Below are 21,256 nucleotides of genomic sequence, written 5' to 3' on the forward strand. Positions count from 1 at the left end.
TTGAGGGCATCATGGCAACCACGCGAGAGCAGAACCGGATCGTCGAAACTCCGACCGAGGCCCGCCAGGGCGAGCCCGGGCCTTCGGTGGCCGCGCTGCTCGCCATCTCGACCGGGCTGGCGATCCTGATCCTCGCCGTCGTCTGGTTCGTGTTCTTCCGGACCTGACGGCCGACGTCGAGGCGTTCAGACCCTTCCGACTCGCCGCGCAAAGCGGCACATTGCGCTCGCCATGCCCCGGCTCATCCGGTGGCCCGGCGGGCGCAGTCGCGTCGGCGCGTTGTTAGTATATGACTAAAAAGTAACGCAGGCAGTTCCCCGCGTTCATATTCAGTTCACGCCGGAATTGCTCATCTCTGGCGCAGTTGATGCGGCCTATCTCTGGAGAGAAACGTGCGCCTGCTCGTTGTTGAGGACGACCCCGATCTCAATCGCCAGCTCACCAAGGCGCTGACCGACGCCGGCTACGTCGTCGATCGCGCCTTCGACGGGGAGGAGGGGCATTATCTCGGCGACAACGAGCCCTACGACGCCGTTGTGCTCGACATCGGTCTGCCGAAGAAGGACGGCATTTCGGTGCTGGAGGCATGGCGCCGCAACGGCCGCACCATGCCGGTGCTGATCCTGACCGCGCGCGACCGCTGGAGCGACAAGGTCCAGGGCTTCGATGCCGGCGCCGACGACTATGTCGCCAAGCCCTTCCATCTGGAGGAGGTGCTGGCGCGCATCCGCGCCCTGCTGCGCCGCTCCACCGGCCATGCCCAGAGCGAGCTCTCTTGCGGCCCCGTCACGCTCGACACCAGGACCGGCCGGGTCAGCGTGTCGGGCAATCCCGTCAAGATGACCTCGCACGAATATCGGCTTCTGGCCTATCTGATGCACCATTCCGGGCGCGTCGTCTCCCGCACCGAGCTGGTCGAGCATCTCTACGACCAGGATTTCGACCGTGACTCCAACACCATCGAGGTCTTCGTCGGCCGCATCCGCAAGAAGCTCGACGTCGACATCATCCAGACCGTCCGCGGGCTCGGCTATCTCCTGACCCCGCCGGCCGCCTGAAGCCCCCTCGGGCTTGACGGCAGCCCGAACAGGGGCCTTGGTCCGGTTATGACGTTCGACGCCCTGACATCCTGCGCCTGCCGGGACCGTTCCGATGGCCGCTAGCTCACTTGCCAACCGGCTGTTCCTGTCGGCGACGGCGTGGCTCGTGGTGATCCTGGCCATCACTGGCGTCGTGCTGTCGTCGGTCTACAAGAACGCGACCGAGCGCGCCTTCGATCGCCGGCTCAATCTCTATCTGCGCACCCTCATCGCCGAGGTCGCGACCCCCGACGAGCCGCCGGACCGCCAGTTCCAGTCGCTCGGCGAGCCGCTGTTCGAGCTGCCGCTGTCCGGCTGGTACTGGCAGATCACGCGCACCGATACCGAGAAGCCGGAGGTGCGCTCCTCGCGCTCGCTGTGGGACAAGAAGCTGCCGAAGCTGGAGGAGCAGGGCGCCGAGCTCACCGCCGCCGGCATTCGCCTGGCCTACGTCGACGGGCCCGAGGGGCAGAACCTGCGCATGGTGGAGCGGCCGGTCGATCTCGGTGCCGACGGCAAATTCCTGGTCAGCGTCGCCGGCGACGACACCGAGATTTTCGACGAGACACGCAGCTTCGACTACTATCTCGGCGGCACCTTCACCGCGCTCGGCATCGTGCTGCTGCTGACCACGGTATTCCAGGTCCGCTTTGGCCTCGCGCCGCTCAAGCGCATCTCGGAATCGATCGCCGACATCCGCTCCGGGCGGGCTGAGCGGCTCGAGGGCGAATTCCCGGTCGAGATCGCTCCGCTGGCGCGCGAGACCAACGCGCTGATCGAAGCCAATCGCGAGATCGTCGAGCGCGCGCGCACCCATGTCGGCAATCTCGCCCACGCGATCAAGACGCCGCTCTCGGTCATCGTCAACGAGGCCGGCGCCCACGCCGCCGAGCCGTTCGCGGCCAAGGTGATGGAGCAGGCCGACGTGATGCGCGACCAGGTCGCCCATCATCTGGAGCGCGCCCGCATTGCGGCGCGGGTCTCGGTGGTCGCGACCGTGACGGAGGTTGCACCTGCTATCGAGGCGCTGCGGCGGACCATGGAGAAGATCCACCGCGACCGCGGCATCATGGTCGAGGCCAAGGCCGATCCGTCGGCAAAGTTTCGCGGCGAGCGGCAGGATCTGGAGGAGATGGTCGGCAATCTCGTCGACAATGCCTGCAAATGGGCGGCCTCCCGGGTCTTCATCGAGGTCCTGGTCGAGACGGCGCGTCAGGCGGACACCGGCCCGCGGCTGCGGATCCTCGTCGACGACGACGGCCGCGGCCTGTCGGAGGCCGAGCGCGCCCAGGTCTCCCGGCGCGGCCAGCGGCTGGACGAGTCCAAGCCCGGCTCGGGACTTGGCCTGTCCATCGTGACCGACCTTGCCGCGCTCTATGGCGGCAGCCTGTCCCTCAGCGGCGCGCCGATCGGGGGCTTGCGCGCCGAGCTGGTGCTCCCAGGAATATAATCCCTTGTTTCTACGGGATTTTTCGGCTTGAGGACGGCCAATCCGCAGAGCCAAAGGGAGCATTCGCACCAACGTCCTCAACCGCTTCTTAAGGCGCAGCCTCCTATGATCGCGCCCGGACGCATCCCACGTCCGCCATCTTACCGTGCATTACCGGGCGCATGAGCCAGACATCGATCGAGCGGCTGAGGGAATATCTCGCGCAGCTCCCGCCGCAGTCGCAGGCGCTGCTGATGCGGGAGTTCGAGCGCGCGCTCGAGCGCGGCCAGGACACGGCCGTGGCGACCCTCGTGCTCGAGCAGCTGCGCAAGATCGTGCGCAAGAGCGAAGCCGACGAAGCCCAGCCGCCGCGCACCGACGATTTGTCCCGGCTGCTGTTCCAGGCGCTGGAACCGTTCTTGGTCGAGGCGGGCGCCCCGATCCGGGTCGGCCAGATCCGCCGCTCCTCGCTGCACCCGATCTGGCAATGGCTCGGCCGCGACGGCGCGCCGGACAAAGTCAATGAATTCGAGGCGGCGCTGGCGCGCATGCCGGCGGAGGCGGGCGGGCAGGTCGAGGCGCTCGCGCACAAGCTCCAGGCCGTGGCTGCCGATGCCATCTTCGAGCTGACGGGTCCGGGCGGCGGCGACAAATCGCGCGCGCTCGCCCGCGTCGGCCCGCCCAATGTGATCGAGGACCTCTATTCGATCGGAGCGGTGCTCCAGGTCCGGGAAGCCATCGCCACCTTGAACGAGAAGCTGCCGCGCTTCCTGCGCGCCTTCGGCGAGCCCCAAATCGCCTCGGTGACGGCGGCGCTCAACATTCCCGTGCTCCAGACGCCGCAGATGCTGCCCTTCGCCCTGTCGATGGTGGCGCAGCGGATGACCGCGCCCTGGCAGATCATCCGCCTCGCCATCAAGATGGCCGCGTCCGACGACGAGATCCGCGTTGCGGCGACGCCCTATGGTGTTGCGGTCACGATGGCCCTGCACGATCTGTCCTGCGTCGCCGCGATCCTGCGCATGGACATCAAGCGCGGCCATTTCGACAACGTCGCCGACAATCTCAAGGCGCTGCATGATGGTGTGCGCGGTCTGCGCACCGAGCTCGACCTGCGCAACGATTCGGTCTGGGGCAAGCAGCTGACTTCGATCCGGGCCGACATCTCCAATGCGCTGCAATCGGAGATCGACAGCGTTCCCGGCCGGGTCCGCCGCATCCTGCGCCAGCGGCCCGAGAAGGACATCCCGCCGGGCGCGCGGATCGACAGCACCGAAGTCGAGGAAACGGCGGCGCTGATCGATTTCGTCGCGACCTGCCGCAACTACGCCAGCGAGCTTGCGATCAACGAGGTGACGCTGCGCACCTATTCCGACCTCCAGCAATATGTCGAGCGCTCGACCGAGCAGCTGGTGCAATCGCTGCGCGCTGCCGATCACAAGGTCCGTACCTACCGGCAGCAGCAGGTGCAGGCCGCGATTCGCTTCTGCCAGGTGCTGTTCGGCGACGACTACGCCTCGCTGATGAGCCGCGCCGCGGAGAACGCAGCTACTGGCGAGCGCAAATCGTCGCGCGCAAGCTGATCCAAGCGCATATTTCGTGATCACAATTTGTGGTTGACGCTACCGGTGGCGAGCCCTACGGTCGCCGTGCAAGTTTTGAAATTTCTATCTGTGGGCGCATGAAACCCATTATCAGCTCCATCGAGATTGAGAACCGCGTCATTGTTGCCAAATATCAACGGCTGATGGTCGGTGCGAAGGTGGTGCTGGTCGAGAAGGCAAGCGGCCGGCAGCTGCCTGAGACGGTCACCAGGGTTGCATCGCCCGTTCCCGTCGGGGCGTTGCGCATCAGATTGCCTGACGCCATCGAGCCGGGAACATACTTCCTGAGGGCCTTCAACGGGCATGGCGAGCACGCTGCGCAGAGCGCGGACTTCGAGATCGGCTAAGCCGTTGGATTTTCACCGTTTCGCGACTATGTGCGGTCGCGCCAAATTGACAATTGTCAATTGCCGCATCGTCCGGCCGTGGTGTAAAGCCAACTATGGGCGCGGGTGGCGCGCTGCCGGAAGCTTGCTTGATGACGCTATGGTTCGTGTTCGCGCTGATGACGGTCGCGGCGATCTTCGCCGTGCTCCTGCCGCTCGGCCGTAGCGGACGCGCGCAGGATCAGAATAGCCAAAACCAGGGCAGCGAGGTCGCGGTCTACAAGGATCAGCTCGCCGAGATCGAGCGCGATCTCGCCGCGGGGCTGATCGCCGCGCCCGAAGCCGAGGCCGCGCGCGTCGAGATCAGCCGCCGGCTGCTTGCGGCGGCTGTCAGCCAGCCCGCATTGGAGCCGAAATCGAACCTGAAATGGCGCCGCGCGGCCGCCGTGCTGGCGCTGGCCGGCCTGCCGCTGGTTGCGATCGGCGTCTACATGCCGCTGGGCTCGCCGTTGCTGCGCGACTTTCCGCTGGCACAGCGGGAGCGCGGGGCGGGCACGGGCATGGCGCAGTCGCTCGAGAATCTCGTCGTGCAGGTCGAGCAACATCTGGAAAAGAATCCGACCGACGGCCGCGGCTGGAACGTGCTCGCGCCGGTGCTGGAGCGGCTCGGCCGCTTCGACGATGCGGTGCGCGCCTATCGCAATTCGATCACCTACAACGGTGAGAGCGCGGAGCGTCGGTCCGATCTCGGCGAGGCCATCGCGGCGGCCGCGAGCGGCGTTGTGACCGCCGAGGCCAAGGGCGAATTCGAGCGCGCGCATGCGCTGAACGCCGACGATCCCAAGGCGAACTATTTCCTCGGCCTTGCCGCCGAGCAGGACGGCCGCAAGGACGATGCCGCCAACATCTGGCGCGCGCTGCTGGCGAAAGCGCCGGCGGATGCGCCGTGGCGTCCCCTGGTGCAATCCTCGCTGGCGCGGGTCGGCGGCGGTGGCGTGACGATGCCGGCGCTGCCGGACGAGACGATCGCAGCATCGAAGGACATGAACGAGGGTGATCGCAACGCGATGATCCGCGGCATGGTCGAGCGTCTCGCCACGCGCCTCAAGCAGAACGGCGACGACGTCGAAGGCTGGCTGCGCCTGGTGCGCGCCTATCTCGTGATGGGTGACCGCGACAAGGCGAAGGGTGCGTCGACCGACGCACGCCAGGCCGTCGCCAACGACGCCGAGCGGCTGCGCCAGCTCAACGAGGGCCTCAAGACGCTCGGGCTCGACGGATGACGATAGTGGGACGAGACGGGAGAACGGACACGCCATGACCCGCAAGCAGCGACGCATGACCATCATCGGCGGCTCGCTCGCCGTGCTCGCGCTCGCGGCCGCGCTGGTGCTCAACGCGCTGCGCGACTCCATCGTGTTCTTCTCGACCCCGACCATGGTCGCCGAGAAGCATGTCGCGCCGGGCAAGCGGTTCCGCCTCGGCGGCCTGGTGCAGCCCGGCTCGCTCCAGCGCGGCGACAATCTCGCGGTGACCTTCGAGGTCGCCGACGGCAGCGCCAAGCTGCCGGTCGCCTACAAGGGCATCCTGCCCGATCTGTTCCGCGAAGGGCAGGGCGTCGTCGCCGAAGGAGCACTCGACGCCAACGGCGTGTTCAAGGCCGACACCGTGCTCGCCAAGCATGACGAGACCTACATGCCCAAGGACGTCGCCGATGCCCTGAAGAAGCAGGGGCACTGGAAGGATGATTACGGCGCGCAAGCGTCCGGTGGCGGCAAGCCTGCGGCCACGACCGCGCAGGGCAACCCGCAGGGAGCGGTGCGGTGATCGCAGAATCAGGACATTACGCGCTGGTACTGGCGCTTGGCCTCGCGCTGATCCAGTCCATCGTGCCGCTGATCGGCGCGCGCCTGCGCGATGCCGCGCTGATGAACGTGGCGCGCTCCACCGCGCTCGCGCAATTGCTGTTCGTCGGCGCCTCGTTCATCGCGCTCGTGATGTTGCACGTGACCTCGGATTTCTCCGTCGCCAACGTCTACGAGAATTCCCACTCGATGAAGCCGCTGCTCTACAAGATCACCGGCGTGTGGGGAAACCATGAAGGCTCGATGCTGCTGTGGGTCTCGATCCTGGCGCTGTTCGGCGGATTGGTCGCAGCCTTCGGCAACAACCTGCCGCTGTCCTTGCGCGCGCATGTGCTGGCCGTGCAGGCCTGGATCGCCAGCGCCTTCTATCTCTTCATTCTGATGACCTCGAACCCGTTCCTGCGCATCGTCAATCCGCCGATCGAGGGACGTGATCTCAATCCGGTGCTGCAGGACATCGGTCTCGCCGTGCATCCGCCGATGCTGTATCTCGGCTATGTCGGCTTCTCGATCTCGTTCTCCTTCGCGATCGCCGCGCTGCTGGAGGGCCGGATCGACGCGGCCTGGGCGCGCTGGGTGCGGCCGTGGACGCTGGTCGCCTGGATCTTCCTGACCCTCGGCATCGCGATGGGCTCCTACTGGGCCTATTACGAGCTCGGCTGGGGCGGCTGGTGGTTCTGGGATCCCGTCGAGAACGCCTCGCTGATGCCGTGGCTCGCCGGCACCGCACTGCTGCACTCGGCGCTGGTGATGGAGAAGCGCAACGCGCTGAAGGTCTGGACCATCCTGCTTTCGATCCTGACCTTCTCGCTGTCGCTGCTTGGCACCTTCCTGGTCCGCTCGGGCGTCATCACCTCGGTGCACGCCTTCGCCACCGATCCGACTCGCGGCGTATTCATACTCTTGATCCTCTGCCTGTTCATCGGCGGCAGCCTGTCGCTGTTCGCGGGCCGCGCGACCTCGCTGAAGCAGGGCGGACTGTTCGCACCGATCTCGCGCGAGGGCGCGCTGGTGCTGAACAATCTGCTGCTCACCGTGGCCTGCGCCGTCGTGCTGTTCGGCACGCTCTATCCGCTGGCGATGGAAGTGCTGGCCGATTTCAAGATGTCGGTCGGCGCGCCCTTCTACAATCTCACCTTCGTGCCGCTGTTCGCGCTGCTGCTGCTCGCCGTGCCGTTCGGACCGATGCTGGCGTGGAAACGGGGCGACCTGCTCGGCGTCATGCAGCGCCTGCTTGCGGCCGGTGTGGCCGGGCTCGTTGCGGTGGCCATCGCCTGGGGCTGGGCGAGCGGCGGCGCGACGCTGGCGCCGCTTGCGATCGGTCTCGGCATCTTCGTCATCGCCGGCGCCATCACAGACCTCGTCGAGCGGACCGGCCTCGTGCGGCTGCCGTTCGCAACGTCGCTGCACCGGGCCCGCGGGCTACCACGCTCGGCCTGGGGCACGGCGTTCGCGCATGCCGGCCTCGGTGTCGCGCTGATCGGGATCGTCTGCGAGACCACCTGGAACAGCGAATATATCGCGACGATGAAGCAGAACGACGTCGCTCATGTCGCCGGCTATGATCTCAAGCTCGACGGCCTGTTTTCGCGTCAGGGGCCGAACTACCGCGAGATGATCGCCGAGTTCAACGTCAGCCACGATGGCGAGACGATCAGCGTCATGACGCCGTCGAAGCGCAGCTTTACCACGCGCGGCTCCTCAACGACGGAGGCGGCGTTGCTGACGCGCGGCGCGAGCCAGCTCTACGTCTCGCTCGGCGACGCCACCGCCGAGGGCGCGATCGCCGTGCGCATCTATCACAAGCCGCTGGTGCTCCTGATCTGGTGGGGACCGGTGCTGATGGCGTTCGGCGGCATGCTGTCGCTGTCCGACCGCCGCCTGCGGGTCGGCGCGCCGAAGCCGGCGCGGGCCAAGCAGCGCCTCCAGCCGGCGGAGTGATTGTGATGCGCCGGATGATGGCTGCGTTCGTCGCCTTGATGCTGCTGGCTGTGCCGGCGGCGCACGCCGTGCAGCCCGACGAGATCATGTCGGACCCCGCGAAGGAGGCCCGCGCGCGCGACTTGTCGCGCGAGCTGCGCTGCATGGTCTGCCAGAACCAGTCGATCGATGATTCCGATGCGCCGCTGGCGCGCGATCTGCGCCTCCTGGTGCGCGAACGCATCGCGGCCGGCGACAGCAATTCGCAGGTGCTCGATTTCCTGGTGGCGCGCTACGGCGAGTTCGTGCTGCTCAAGCCGCGCTTCGAGCGGCAGACCATGCTGCTCTGGCTGCTCGCGCCGCTGCTGCTGATCGGCGGCGGCCTCGCGCTGTGGCTGCAGATCCGCCGGCGCGTGAAAAGCGGTGCAGATCTACCAGCTCCGCCGCTCACGCCCGAGGAAGAAGCGCGGCTTGCGGCCTTGATGTCGGACGAGCCAAAATCGTCCTAGCTACGTAATGATACGTAGGCGGCATCACGCAGCTCATTTCATGCCCTGTTGACCTTTGTCTGGAAGCTTGTCGCGAGCTTTGATTCCAGCCTCGAGTCCGCAGCGATGTTCACCAACAGCAATCTGACGATCCGTTTCCTGGTCGGCGCCATGGTCGCTGCATTATTGTTCCTGCTGGGCATCGGCGGCGGCACCGGCTTCGTCGCGGTGCTCTATCTCAACAACGAGATCACCAGCCTGTCGTCGGACTTCGCCGCGCTCAGCGGCCCCGCGCGCGACCACGCGATGCAGATCTATCAGCAGGCGCAGACAGCGTTCTCGTATTTCATGGTCGCCTGCGGCGTGATCGCGGTGATCGCTGCCGCGATCTGCCTCACCACCTGGTTCGCCGTGCGCAACGGCATCCTCAATCCGCTGGCGGCGATCGTGCATGCGATGCGCGAGGTCGCCGACCAGAAGTTCGAGACGCCTGTTCCCGGGCTCGGCGGCACCAATGAGATCGGCCTGCTCGCCGGCGCGCTGGAGGTGTTCAAGACCAACGGCCTCGAGCGTCGCCGCCTCACCGAGCAGCAATTACACGAAGCGCAGCATCAGGCCGAGCGCTCGACATTCCTCGACGAACGCGTCAAGCACTTCAACGACCTCGTCGCCAGCGTTGTCGACAGCGTGGCGTCATCCGCAGTGCACCTGAAGAGCAACGCGGAGACATTGTCCCGCACCGCCAATGACACCAGCACCAAGGCCAATGCGGTCGCGAGCGCGGCAAGCCAGGCCAACGCCAGCGTGCAGACGGTTGCGGGCTCGGCCGAGGAGATGACGAATTCGATCGGCACGATCAGCCGCCGCGTCACCGATGCGACCCAGCGCGCCGAGGGCGCAGCGTCCCAGGCCGAGAAGAGCCGCGACACCATCCACACGCTCTCGGATGCCGCCGACAAGATCGGCGAGGTCGTGCAGCTGGTGCAGGCGATCGCCGCGCAAACCAATCTCCTCGCGCTCAATGCCACCATCGAGGCGGCGCGGGCTGGCGAAGCCGGCAAGGGCTTTGCAGTGGTCGCGTCCGAGGTGAAGAGCCTCGCGCACCAGACCAGCAAGGCGACCGAGGAGATCACCTCGCATATCGCCAGCATCCAGGGCATCACCGCAGAGACGCGGGGCGCGATCGATGGCATCTCGAAGACGCTGTCGGAGATCTCCTCGATCATGTCCGGCATCGAGGTCGATACCGCCCAGCAGCGCAACGCCACGCAGGACATCACCCGCAGCGCACAGGACGCCGCGCACGGAACCCTCGATGTCTCCAATCACATCGCCCAGATCACCGCGACCTCTGCCGAGACCGGCCGCATGGCCGCCGAGGCTCGGGATTCCGCCGTCGATCTGTCGCGTCAGGCCGAGACCTTGAAACGCGAGGTGGACGAGTTCATTCTCAGCGTTCGGGCGAGCTGAAAACGCTGAAAAAGCTGCGCTTTCGGCCCATCAGGCAAGTGCGGTTAAGTTCCTAAAAAACCACGACTTTTGGCCTGCGATAAACTGCCGCATCGGCCTCGCCCCTGCATTACAAAAGTTTAACCCCGCCGCCAGCGCACGGTAAGGCGGAAGACCCCATCTTCAGGTCCGTAAAGGTGCCGTATCCGGCACCAGATGGATTTCAAGGCCTTGGAGATCTCTGCATGACCGACCCTATCGACCTCTCGAACCTTCCGTCCTACCGGCAGCCACGCCGGTCGGTGTTTTCCGCGCGCAAGATCGCGCTGATGGCCTCGGTCGTCGCCGGCCTCGGCGCTGCCGTTTACGGCTTCAGCCCGTCGATGTCGCCCGCCGACCTGTTCTCCAGCCCGGCGCATGCGCAGGTCAACAACGAGGTTCGCAAGGTCGAGCGTCCGGTCGGCTTTGCCGACATCGTCGAGCGCGTGAAGCCGTCGGTGATCTCGGTGAAGGTCAACATCAAGGAGAAGACCGCCAGCAACGATGATGGCGACGACGCACAGTCGCCGTTCCAGCCGGGCTCGCCGATGGAGCGCTTCTTCCGCCGCTTCGGCGGTCCGGACGGCATTCCCGGCCTGAAGGGTGGCGGCCGAGGCCGCGTCGTGCAGGGCCAGGGCTCGGGCTTCTTCATCTCGGCTGACGGCTTTGCCGTGACCAATAACCACGTCGTCGACGGCGCCGACAAGGTCGAGGTCACCACCGACGACGGCAAGACCTACACCGCCAAGGTGATCGGCACTGACCAGCGCACCGACCTCGCTCTGATCAAGGTCGAGGGCGGCTCCAACTTCCCGTTCGCCAAGCTTGCCGACAGCAAGCCGCGGATCGGCGACTGGGTGCTCGCGGTCGGCAATCCCTTCGGCCTCGGCGGCACCGTGACCGCCGGCATCGTCTCGGCCAGCGGCCGCGACATCGGCAACGGTCCCTATGACGATTTCATCCAGATCGACGCGCCCGTGAACAAGGGCAATTCCGGTGGTCCGGCGTTCGACACCAACGGCGAGGTGATGGGCGTCAACACCGCGATCTATTCGCCCTCCGGCGGCAGCGTCGGCATCGCGTTCTCGATTCCCGCCAACACCGTGAAGAGCGTGGTGGCCCAGCTCAAGGACAAGGGCTCGGTCAGCCGCGGCTGGATCGGCGTGCAGATCCAACCGGTGACCTCGGACATCGCCGACAGCCTCGGCATGAAGAAGGCCGAAGGCGCGCTGGTGGCCGAGCCGCAGGCGAACGGTCCGGCGGCGAAGGCCGGCATCGAATCCGGCGACGTCATTACCGCGGTCAACGGCGAGTCCGTCAAGGACGCCCGTGAGCTCGCCCGCACCATCGGCGGCATGGCGCCCGGCGCGACCGTGAAGCTCAACGTGCTGCACAAGGGTCAGGACAAGGTCATCAACCTCACCCTCGGCCAGCTGCCGAACACGGTCGAGGCCAAGGCCGACACCGACAAGGACAGCGGCAAGGGTGCGACCAAGGGCACCGACGTGCCCAAGCTCGGCATGACGGTTGCGCCTGCCGATTCCGTGGCCGGCGCCGGCAAGGAAGGCGTTGTCGTCACCGAGGTCGATCCGAAGAGCGCCGCGGCCGAACGCGGCTTCAAGGAAGGCGACGTGATTCTCGAAGTCGGCGGCAAGAGCGTGGCCACTGCCGGCGAAGTCCGCGACGCCATCAATGCGGCGCGGTCCGACAACAAGAACAGCGTCCTGATGCGCGTGAAGAGCGGCGGCCAGTCGCGCTTCGTCGCGATCCCCCTCGCCAAGGGCTGAGGGCAGGAGGCTTACGAGATGAGGGGTGTCGCCGGCATCAGTCGCCCCCGCCGCCGACGCTCCTCGGGGGAGCAGCGCAACGATTGCTTCCCCAGCCTACCTTCCGGTGGAATTACGCCCCCCCTCCGTCGGAAGGCCTAGGGCGGTGAAGTCCCCCCAGCTTCACCGCCCGCCTTTTTCTCGATCCGAGACCGCTTCCCTCGGCTTGCATGCGATTGCCGCTCGCGCCATGTTTAGAAAAGGTTGACCTCCTTGACCGCCGCCGAACGCACGATGCGCCTCCTCATCATCGAAGACGACCGCGAATCCGCCGACTACCTCGTGAAGGCGTTTCGCGAAGTCGGTCACATTGCCGATCACGCCGCCGACGGCGAGGAAGGCCTCGCCATGGCCGAGAACGGCGACTACGACGTGCTGGTGGTCGACCGCATGCTGCCCAAGCGCGACGGCCTGTCGCTGATCGGCGCGCTGCGCGACAAGGACAACACCACGCCGGTGCTGATTCTCTCCGCGCTCGGGCAGGTCGACGACCGCATCAAGGGCCTGCGCGCAGGCGGCGACGACTACCTGCCAAAGCCGTATTCCTTCGCCGAGCTGCTGGCCCGGGTCGAGGTGCTGTCGCGCCGCCGCGGCGGACCGGCCGAGGACACGCTCTATCGCGTCGGCGATCTCGAGCTCGACCGGCTCTCCCACCGCGTCGCCCGCGGCAAGGATGAGCTGACGCTCCAGCCGCGCGAATTCCGCCTGCTCGAATACCTCATGAAGCACGCCGGCCAGGTGGTGACGCGCACCATGCTGCTGGAGAACGTCTGGGACTATCATTTCGATCCGCAGACCAACGTGATCGACGTGCACATCTCGCGGTTGCGCTCCAAGATCGACAAGGGTTTTGAGCGGCCGCTGCTGCACACGATCCGCGGCGCCGGATACATGATCCGTGACGGCATTCGGTAAACTCGTCCGCACCACGGCGTTCCGGCTGACGCTGGTCTATCTGCTGCTGTTCGCGATGTTCGCGGCCTCGCTGCTCGGCTATTTCGCGTGGAATACGCGGCGGCTGATCACCGAGGAGATCACGCAGACGGTCAATGCCGAGACCGCCGAGATCGACGAGATCTACGGCCGCCGCGGCATGTTGGGCGTTGTGCGCACGATCGAATACCGGGCGCTGCGGCCCGGCGCCAACCTCTACCTCGTGACCACGCCGACCGGGCAGGCGATCGCCGGCAATGTCGGCTCGCTGGCGCCGGGCGTGTTGGCGACGCGTGGCTGGTCCGAGACGGCGTACCGCCGCATCGAGGATGCCGATGACCGCGACCACCGCGCGCTGGTGCGCGTCACCGAGCTCGAAAACGGCTTCCGGCTTCTGATCGGCCGCGATCTTGCCGAGCGGCGACGGCTGTTCGGCATCGTCGCCAAGGCGGCGCAATGGTCGGTCCTGATCGTGGTGGTGCTCGGCCTTGGCGGCGGCATTTTCGTCGCGCGCCGCGTGCTCACCCGCATCGACGCCATGACCGGCACGGCCCAGCGCATCATGACCGGCGATCTCAGCGGCCGCCTGCCGGTCGGGCGCAGCGGCGACGAGCTCGATCGCCTCGCCGAAAACCTCAACGCGATGCTGGAGCGGATCGAGGCGCTGATGGCGGGGCTGAAGGAAGTCTCCGACAACATCGCCCACGACCTCAAGACGCCGCTGACGCGCATGCGCAATCGCGCCGAGGAGGCGCTGGCGAAATCGGGCTGCGAGGCCGATTACCGCGCCGCGCTGGAACGGACCATCGAGGAATCCGACGGACTGATTCGCACCTTCAACGCGCTGCTGATGATCGCGCGCGCCGAGTCAGGCCAGGCGCGCGGCAACATGGATGATTTCGACGCGGCCGATGTGGCCGGCGGCATCCACGAGCTGTACGAGCCGCTCGCCGAGGACGACGGCATGACCCTGAAGGTCAAGGCCGAGCCGACGCCGGTTCACGCCAACCGCGAGCTGATCAGCCAGGCGCTCGCCAATCTGGTCGAGAACGCGATCAAATATGGCAAGCCGGCCGCGCAGGTGGCGGGAACCGTGGTCAGCATGGACGCAAGGCAGATCACGATCGAGGCGAAGCGCGAGGGCGACCACGTGCTGCTCAGCGTCACTGATCGCGGCCCCGGCATCCCCGAAGCCGATCGCAAGCATGTCGTCGAGCGATTCGTGCGGCTCGAAGCCAGCCGCACGCTGCCGGGCTCCGGCCTCGGCCTCAGCCTGGCCGCCGCGGTTGCGACGCTTCATGGCGGCGAATTGCGGCTAGGCGATGCCAATCCCGGCCTCGTCGCCACGCTGGTGCTGCCGGCGCGTGCGGGCGCGGGCGACAGGGTTGCTCCTCCGCTGCCGGATGTGCCACAGAAGGTGGCATGAACCACTCCGCGCCGGGAAACGCGGACAAGACTGGTGTGAGCCTCGCGACCCGCTTCGCGGAGGCTCCCCATATTGCCGCTTCCGCAACCGACGAACGACGTCTTGAGAGCTGGCTGGCGGAACTTGAGCCGGCACAATCCGCCCGTATCGAGGGCTTGCTGAGCCATCCCTTCGCGCGGGATATCCTGGCCGGCATTGCGGAATTCTCGCCCTATCTGTTCGATCTGGTGCGCGCCGATGCACTGCGCCTGATCCGCCTGCTCGAATGCGATCCGGATGCGCATCTTCCCGCGTTGATCGCGGAGGCGAGGGGCGCAGTGCTCGCGGCGGGCGACGAAACCGAGGTGATGCGCCTGCTCCGCCGCATGAAGGCGGAAGCGGCTCTGCTGACCGCGCTGTGCGACATCGGCGGGGTCTGGCCGGTGATGCAGGTGACGGTGGCGCTGACCGACGTCGCGGTGTCCTCGGTGCAGGCGGCGCTCCAGTATCTGCTGCGGCAGGAAGCCGCACGTGGCAAGCTCTCACCGCCCAATCCGGAAGCCCCTGAAGAGGGCAGCGGCCTGATCGTGCTCGCGATGGGCAAGATGGGGGCGGGTGAGCTGAACTATTCCAGCGACATCGATCTTATCGTGTTCTTCGATCCCGAAGCCACGACGCTGGCGCCCGACATCGAGCCGCAGCCGTTCTTCGTCCGTGTGACGCAAGGCATGGCGCGCATCCTCCAGCAGCGCACCTATGACGGTTACGTCTTCCGCGTCGATCTGCGCCTGCGCCCGGATCCGTCCTCGACGCAAGTGGCGATCTCGCGCGACGCCGCGCTGAACTACTACGAGCGGGAAGGGCGGACCTGGGAGCGCGCCGCGATGATCAAGGCGCGCGCCTGTGCCGGCGATCCCCGGGCGGGCGAGGCGTTGCTCGCCGAGATCGCGCCGTTCGTCTGGCGCAAACATCTCGACTTCGCCGCACTTGCCGACGTGCACGACATGAAGCGGCAGATGCAGACCTATCGCGGCCAGAGCGAGATCGCGGTCGAGGGGCACAACGTCAAGGTCGGCCGCGGCGGCATCCGCGAGATCGAGTTCTTCGCGCAGACGCAGCAGCTGATCGCGGGCGGCCGCCATCCCGAATTGCGGGTGCGGCCGACGCTCAAGGCGCTCGACATTCTCGCCTCAAGCAACTGGATCACGTCCGCTGCGCGCGACGAGCTGACCACGGCGTACGAATTCCTGCGCCGGGTCGAGCATCGTCTCCAGATGATCGCCGACGAGCAGACTCATGCGTTGCCTGAGGACAAGGAGGCGGTCGAGCGTTTTGCGCGCTTCTTTGGCTATGCGGATCGCGAAGCCTTCGCGCGCGACCTGTTGCGCCAGCTCGAGATCGTGCAGGGGCATTACGAAAAACTGTTCGAGGGCGACGACCTGACCGGCACGGCTAAGCTGCCGGCGCTCGACTACAGCACGGGTCCCGACGATCCGCGCCTACTGCAATATCTGTCCTCGCTCGGCTTCAAGAAGCCTGCCGCCCTCGCGCAGACCGTGCGCGACTGGATCACCGGCGATTATCGCGTGTTCCGCAATGATCAGACGCGAGGCGCCTTCGTCGAGTTCGTGCCGGCCCTGATCGAGGGGCTCGCCCATGCCGAGGAGCCGGATCGCGCCGTCGTGGCGTTCGACCAATTCCTCCAGGCGCTCCAGCGCGGCGGCCGGCTGATCACGCTGCTCGGCCAGAACCGCGATCTCGTGGCGCTGGTGGCCTTGGTGCTGGGCGCAGCGCCCCGGCTTGGCGAGATGCTGGCGCGGCAGCCGCAGCTCATGGACGGGCTGATCGATCCGCGTTTCTTCGGCGCCATGCCGGACAAGCAGGAATTGTCGGGACGGCTGGCGGCGACCGTGCAGGACGCCGGCTCATACGAGGAATTCCTCGATCGCCTGCGCCTGTTCGGGCAGGAGAGCCTGTTCCTGATCGGCACGCGCATCCTGTCCGGCACCGTCTCGGCGCAGCAGGCAAGCACGGCCTTTGCCGACGTTGCCGAAGGCATCGTCCACACCGTGCACGGCCTCGTCGCCGAGCGCTTCGCGGCCCAGCACGGCCGCATCAAGGATCAGGAGACCGCGATCATCGCGATGGGCCGGCTCGGCAGCCGCGAGATGACGGCCTCGTCCGATCTCGACCTGATCCTGCTCTACGATTTCGACAGCGACGAGCCGGACTCGGACGGACCGAAGTCGCTCCAGGGCGCGCATTATTTCGCCCGCTTCACCCAGCGCCTGATCAGCGCCTTCACGACCCGCACCAATTACGGCGTGCTCTACGAGATCGACATGCGGCTGCGTCCCTCGGGGCGCGCCGGCCCGGTGGCCTCGAGCCTCGTCTCCTTCGCGGATTACCAGGCCAACGAGGCCTGGACCTGGGAGCACATGGCGCTGACGCGCGCGCGCGTGGTGTCGGCTTCGAGCGAATTCCAGGGGCGGATCGAGCGCGTGATCCGCGATGTCCTGACCCGCCGCCGCGATCCCGCGATCACCGCCAACGACGTCGCCGACATGCGGCACGCGATCGCGCAGGAGAAGGGCGAGAGCGACCATTGGGATCTCAAATATGCCGCCGGCGGCATGGTCGATATCGACTTCATCGCGCAATATCTCCAGCTCGTGCACGCGCACGACAAGCCCGAGATCCTCGACGTCAGCACCTTGCAGGTGCTGGACAACGCATGCCGGCTCGGCGTGCTCTCACAGTCGGAGACCGAGATCCTGCGTGCCGCGGCGCGGCTCTATCACGATCTGACGCAGATCCTACGGCTCTGCGTCAGTGACCGCTTCAAGCCTGAGACCGCCGGCACCGATCTTCAGCGCGTGATGGCGCGCGCCGGCGATGCGCCGGATTTCTCCGCGCTGGAGGCCCGCGTGAAGGAGACGCAGAGCGAGGTGCGGCGCGTGTTCAGCGCGCTTCTGGAAGGGAAATAGCCTGCTTCAGCGACGTCAGGGCTTCGAGCACGTTCGGCTCGAGCCCAGCGCCGCCGGCATCGAGATGGGCGAAGATCGCGCGCTTCATCCGGGGATCCCAGAACTTCTTGATGTGCTCGGCGATCCCCGGCACGGCCTTGTCGTGGCCCTGGCTGCGGAAGAACGTGCCGATCTGGTTGGCCATGTAGACGAGGCGGTCAGGCGACGACATCGATAATCTCCTGGGCACCAAGAGCCGCGATGCGGCCCTGGTGCGTGAACACTTCAAACCCGTCGCTGCGGGCAATCGCAATCAGCGTGATGCCGGCAGCCTCCGCGGTGCGCACCGCAAGCGCAGTGGGGGCGGAGACCGCGACCATGACAGGCGCGCCGATGGCGGCCGTCTTCTGCACCATCTCGACCGAGACACGGCTCGTCAGCAGCACCAGGCCGGCGCTGGCGTCGGTCCGGCTCCGCGCCAGCGATCCCGCGAGCTTGTCCAGCGCATTGTGGCGGCCGACGTCTTCACGCAGGGCCACAATGCCGTTTGCCGGCGACCAGAACGCTGCGGCATGGACCGCGCGGGTCTGCATGTTGATCGATTGCAGGGGAGCGATCGCCTGCATCGCGGTCATGATCTGCTGCGGCGTGAAGATGGTCCCTTGCGGCACGACGGCCGCGGGCCGCACGGCCTCCGCGATGGAGTCGATGCCACAGATGCCGCAGCCGGTGGGGCCAGCGATGTGACGGCGGCGCTCGCTGATGCGCGCGGCGTCGTCCGAGGCCAGCCACATGCGCAGCTCGATGCCGTCGTCGAGGCGAACCACGTCGAGCGACTTGATGTCGTCGACCGACTTGATGATGCCTTCGTCCAGGCTGAAGCCGACGGCGAAATCCTCGAGGTTCTGCGGCGTCCCCATCATGACGGCGTAAGTGCCGCCATTATAGGTCAGCGCCAGCGGCGTCTCCTCCGGGATCAGCCGCGTCCCATCCGACGTGACGCCGTCACGCCAGATGTCGCGGTCGATGGCCTGGACAGGCACGTGCATGCCGTTACTCCGCGGCCTCTGCCGGCACGATGCGGCGGGAATGCCGCGCCTGCTCGTCATAGGCCTTCTGCCAGTCGGACGGGCCGTTCGACGGCGAGATCTGCACGGCAGTGACCTTGTATTCGGGGCAGTTGGTGGCCCAGTCCGAATAGTCGGTCGTGATCACGTTGGCCTGCGTATCCGGGTGGTGGAAGGTGGTGTAGACGACGCCCGGGGAGACGCGGTCGGTGATCTCCGCGCGCAGCGTGGTCTCGCCGGCGCGGCTCGTCAGGCGAACCCAGTCGCCGTCGCGCACGCCGCGCTGCTCGGCATCGTGCGGATGGATCTCCAGACGGTCCTCGGCATGCCAGACCACGTTCTCGGTGCGCCGCGTCTGCGCGCCGACATTGTACTGGCTGAGGATGCGGCCCGTGGTGAGCAGCAGCGGGAAGCGGGGGCCGGTGCGCTCGTCGGTCGCGACATATTCGGTGACGATGAACTTGCCCTTGCCGCGGACGAAGCCGCCGATATGCATCACCGGCGTACCCTCCGGCGCCTTCTCGTTGCAGGGCCACTGCACCGAGCCGAGCTCATCGAGCTTGGCGTAGGAGACGCCGGTGAAGGTCGGCGTCAGCGCCGCGATCTCGTCCATGATCTCCGAGGGATGGCTGTAGTTCATCTCGAAGCCCATCGCCTTGGCGAGCGCGATGGTGACCTCCCAGTCGGCCATGCCGTTCTTCGGCGTCATCACCTTGCGCACGCGCTGGATACGCCGCTCGGCATTGGTGAAGGTGCCGTCCTTCTCGAGGAAGCTCGAGCCGGGCAGGAAGACGTGGGCGTAGTTCGCGGTCTCGTTCAGGAAGAGATCGTGGACGATGACGCATTCCATCGCCGACAGCGCCGCCACCACATGCGAAGTGTTGGGATCGGACTGCAGAATGTCCTCGCCCTGCACATAGATGCCCATGAACGTGCCTTCGATCGCGGCATCGAACATGTTGGGAATGCGCAGGCCCGGCTCCGGGTTGAGCTTGACGTTCCACAGCGCCTCGAACTGGTCGCGCACGGCATCGCCCGAGATGTGGCGATAGCCCGGCAGCTCGTGCGGGAACGAGCCCATGTCGCACGAGCCCTGCACGTTGTTCTGGCCGCGCAGCGGGTTCACGCCGACGCCGGGACGGCCGATATTACCGGTAGCCATCGCGAGATTGGCGATCGCGATCACGGTGGTCGAGCCCTGGCTGTGCTCGGTGACGCCGAGGCCGTAATAGATCGCGCCGTTGCCACCGGTGGCGTAGACGCGGGCGGCTTCGCGCAGCACCTTCGGATCGACGCCGGTGAGGATCGCGGTGGATTCCGGGCTGTGCTTCGGCTGCGCGACGAAGGCCGCCCATTCCTCGAACTCGGCCCAGTCGCAGCGCTCGCGCACGAAGGCTTCGTTGACGAGGCCTTCGGTGACGATGACATGCGCAAGCGCGGTCACGACGGCAACGTTGGTACCGGGCATCAAGGGCAGATGCAGCGCCTTCACATGGGGCGATTCCACCATCTCGGTACGGCGCGGATCGATCACGATCAGCTTGGCGCCCTGGCGCAACCGCTTCTTCAGGCGCGATGCGAACACCGGGTGAGCCGAGGCGGGATTGGCGCCGATGATGACGGCGACATCGGTCTCCTCGACCGAGTCGAAATCCTGCGTGCCGGCCGACGTGCCGAACGTCTGCGACAGGCCATAGCCGGTTGGCGAGTGGCACACGCGGGCGCAGGTGTCGACATTGTTGTTGCCGAAGCCGCCGCGGATCAGCTTCTGCACCAGATAGGTTTCCTCGTTGGTGCAGCGGGAGGAGGTGATGCCGCCGATGGCGTCGCGGCCGTACTTCTTCTGAATGCCGCGCATCCTCGCGGCGGCAAAGGAGAACGCTTCGTCCCAGGAGACTTCCTTCCAGGGATCCTCGATCCGCTCGCGGATCATCGGCTTGAGGATGCGTTCCTTGTGGTTGGTGTAGCCCCAGGCGAAGCGACCCTTGACGCAGGAATGGCCACGATTGGCCTTGCCGTCCTTGTACGGCACCATGCGCACCACTTCCTCGCCGCGCATCTCGGCCTTGAAGGCGCAGCCGACGCCGCAATAGGCGCAGGTGGTGACGACCGAATGCTCGGGCTGGCCGATCTCGATCACGGATTTTTCGGTCAGGGTCGCGGTCGGGCAGGCCTGCACGCAGGCACCGCAGGAGACGCATTCGGAGCCGAGGAAGCTCTCGCTCATGCCCGGCGAGACGCGGCTGTCGAAGCCGCGGCCGGAGATGGTCAGCGCGAAAGTGCCTTGCACCTCCTCGCAGGCGCGGACGCAGCGCGAGCAGACGATGCACTTGGAGGGATCGTAGGTGAAGTACGGGTTGGACTCGTCCTTCGGCATCCAGTGGTCGTTGCTGCAGCCGTTCGTCTTGGCGAAAACGTGGTTCTCGCCCTCATAGCCGTAGCGCACGTCGCGCAGGCCGACGGCGCCGGCCATGTCCTGCAATTCGCAATCGCCGTTGGCGCCGCAGGTGAGGCAGTCGAGCGGATGGTCGGAGATGTAGAGCTCCATCACGCCCTTGCGCAGCTTCTTCAACCGCTCGGTCTGGGTGTGAATGACGAGGCCGTTCATGACCGGCGTCGTGCAGGATGCAGGCGTGCCGGCGCGGCCCTCGATCTCGACGAGGCAGAGCCGGCAGGAGCCGTAGGCGTCGACCATGTCGGTGGCGCAGAGCTTCGGGATCTGGTGGCCGGCGTCCATCGCGGCCCGCATGATCGAGGTGCCCTCGGGCACCGTGACCTGATTGCCGTCGATGGTCAGCGTGACCATCGTTTCCGATTTGGAGCGCGGCGTGCCGTAGTCGATTTCCTCGATCAGAGACAT

17 protein-coding genes are annotated in these 21,256 nt (G+C 66.5%); 14 read left to right on the forward strand and 3 right to left on the reverse strand.

The window, feature by feature from the left end; genetic code table 11:
* The first annotated feature begins 11 nt into the window (after positions 1-11).
* The 14 genes from WN72_RS16570 (at position 12) to WN72_RS16635 (ending at position 17,350) form a co-directional block, all read left to right on the forward strand.
* The gene (locus WN72_RS16570; protein WP_162832009.1) at positions 12-167 is read left to right on the forward strand and encodes a hypothetical protein; all 156 of its coding nucleotides are present in this window, start codon (positions 12-14) and stop codon (positions 165-167) included.
* A 225-nt stretch (positions 168-392) separates the two neighbouring features.
* Positions 393-1,058, forward strand: coding sequence for a response regulator transcription factor (locus tag WN72_RS16575; RefSeq protein WP_018315821.1), 666 nt, complete (start codon positions 393-395; stop codon positions 1,056-1,058).
* A 94-nt stretch (positions 1,059-1,152) separates the two neighbouring features.
* A complete protein-coding gene (locus tag WN72_RS16580; RefSeq protein WP_092217115.1) occupies positions 1,153-2,529 on the forward strand; it encodes a sensor histidine kinase in 1,377 nt (458 codons plus the stop codon).
* Between the two features lie 161 nt (positions 2,530-2,690).
* Positions 2,691-4,091, forward strand: a complete 1,401-nt coding sequence (locus WN72_RS16585; protein WP_027558814.1) for a hypothetical protein — start codon at positions 2,691-2,693, stop codon at positions 4,089-4,091.
* Between the two features lie 29 nt (positions 4,092-4,120).
* On the forward strand, positions 4,121-4,459 hold the full coding sequence (locus tag WN72_RS16590) for a hypothetical protein (RefSeq protein WP_430644633.1): 339 nt from the start codon (positions 4,121-4,123) through the stop codon (positions 4,457-4,459).
* Between the two features lie 131 nt (positions 4,460-4,590).
* The gene (gene ccmI, locus WN72_RS16595) at positions 4,591-5,721 is read left to right on the forward strand and encodes a c-type cytochrome biogenesis protein CcmI (RefSeq protein ID WP_092217189.1); all 1,131 of its coding nucleotides are present in this window, start codon (positions 4,591-4,593) and stop codon (positions 5,719-5,721) included.
* 34 nt (positions 5,722-5,755) lie between these two features.
* Positions 5,756-6,265 (forward strand): cytochrome c maturation protein CcmE, encoded by a 510-nt coding sequence (gene ccmE / locus WN72_RS16600; protein ID WP_027558817.1) that lies wholly within the window; start codon positions 5,756-5,758, stop codon positions 6,263-6,265.
* Entirely contained in the window at positions 6,262-8,244 is a 1,983-nt protein-coding gene (locus WN72_RS16605) for a heme lyase CcmF/NrfE family subunit (RefSeq protein ID WP_092217113.1), read from the forward strand. The genes ccmE and WN72_RS16605 overlap by 4 nt, the downstream gene beginning before the upstream one ends.
* Before the next feature lie 5 nt (positions 8,245-8,249).
* Positions 8,250-8,732: a cytochrome c-type biogenesis protein gene (locus WN72_RS16610; protein WP_092217112.1), complete on the forward strand. Its 483-nt coding sequence runs from the start codon at positions 8,250-8,252 to the stop codon at positions 8,730-8,732.
* Positions 8,733-8,837: 105 nt separating this feature from the next.
* Entirely contained in the window at positions 8,838-10,181 is a 1,344-nt protein-coding gene (locus WN72_RS16615) for a methyl-accepting chemotaxis protein (RefSeq protein WP_027558820.1), read from the forward strand.
* A 224-nt stretch (positions 10,182-10,405) separates the two neighbouring features.
* Entirely contained in the window at positions 10,406-11,986 is a 1,581-nt protein-coding gene (locus tag WN72_RS16620) for a Do family serine endopeptidase (RefSeq protein WP_027558821.1), read from the forward strand.
* A gap of 273 nt (positions 11,987-12,259) precedes the next feature.
* On the forward strand, positions 12,260-12,940 hold the full coding sequence (locus WN72_RS16625) for a response regulator transcription factor (RefSeq protein ID WP_035731438.1): 681 nt from the start codon (positions 12,260-12,262) through the stop codon (positions 12,938-12,940).
* Entirely contained in the window at positions 12,924-14,384 is a 1,461-nt protein-coding gene (locus WN72_RS16630; RefSeq protein ID WP_027558823.1) for a sensor histidine kinase, read from the forward strand. The genes WN72_RS16625 and WN72_RS16630 overlap by 17 nt, the downstream gene beginning before the upstream one ends.
* The gene (locus WN72_RS16635) at positions 14,381-17,350 is read left to right on the forward strand and encodes a bifunctional [glutamine synthetase] adenylyltransferase/[glutamine synthetase]-adenylyl-L-tyrosine phosphorylase (RefSeq protein ID WP_092217111.1); all 2,970 of its coding nucleotides are present in this window, start codon (positions 14,381-14,383) and stop codon (positions 17,348-17,350) included. The genes WN72_RS16630 and WN72_RS16635 overlap by 4 nt, the downstream gene beginning before the upstream one ends.
* Here WN72_RS16635 and WN72_RS16640 read toward each other — a convergent pair.
* From WN72_RS16640 to fdhF, 3 genes are read right to left on the reverse strand one after another with little or no spacing between them, the layout of a single operon-like run.
* Positions 17,325-17,561 (reverse strand): formate dehydrogenase subunit delta, encoded by a 237-nt coding sequence (locus tag WN72_RS16640; protein ID WP_027558825.1) that lies wholly within the window; start codon positions 17,559-17,561, stop codon positions 17,325-17,327. The genes WN72_RS16635 and WN72_RS16640 overlap by 26 nt on opposite strands.
* Complete coding sequence (fdhD, locus tag WN72_RS16645; protein WP_092217110.1) at positions 17,548-18,378, reverse strand: formate dehydrogenase accessory sulfurtransferase FdhD; 831 nt, start codon at positions 18,376-18,378, stop codon at positions 17,548-17,550. Before fdhD ends, WN72_RS16640 begins: the two co-directional genes overlap by 14 nt.
* A gap of 4 nt (positions 18,379-18,382) precedes the next feature.
* Complete coding sequence (gene fdhF / locus WN72_RS16650) at positions 18,383-21,256, reverse strand: formate dehydrogenase subunit alpha (RefSeq protein WP_092217109.1); 2,874 nt, start codon at positions 21,254-21,256, stop codon at positions 18,383-18,385.

The sequence above is a fragment of the Bradyrhizobium arachidis genome (genome assembly GCF_015291705.1).
Taxonomy (GTDB): Bacteria; Pseudomonadota; Alphaproteobacteria; order Rhizobiales; family Xanthobacteraceae; genus Bradyrhizobium; species Bradyrhizobium arachidis.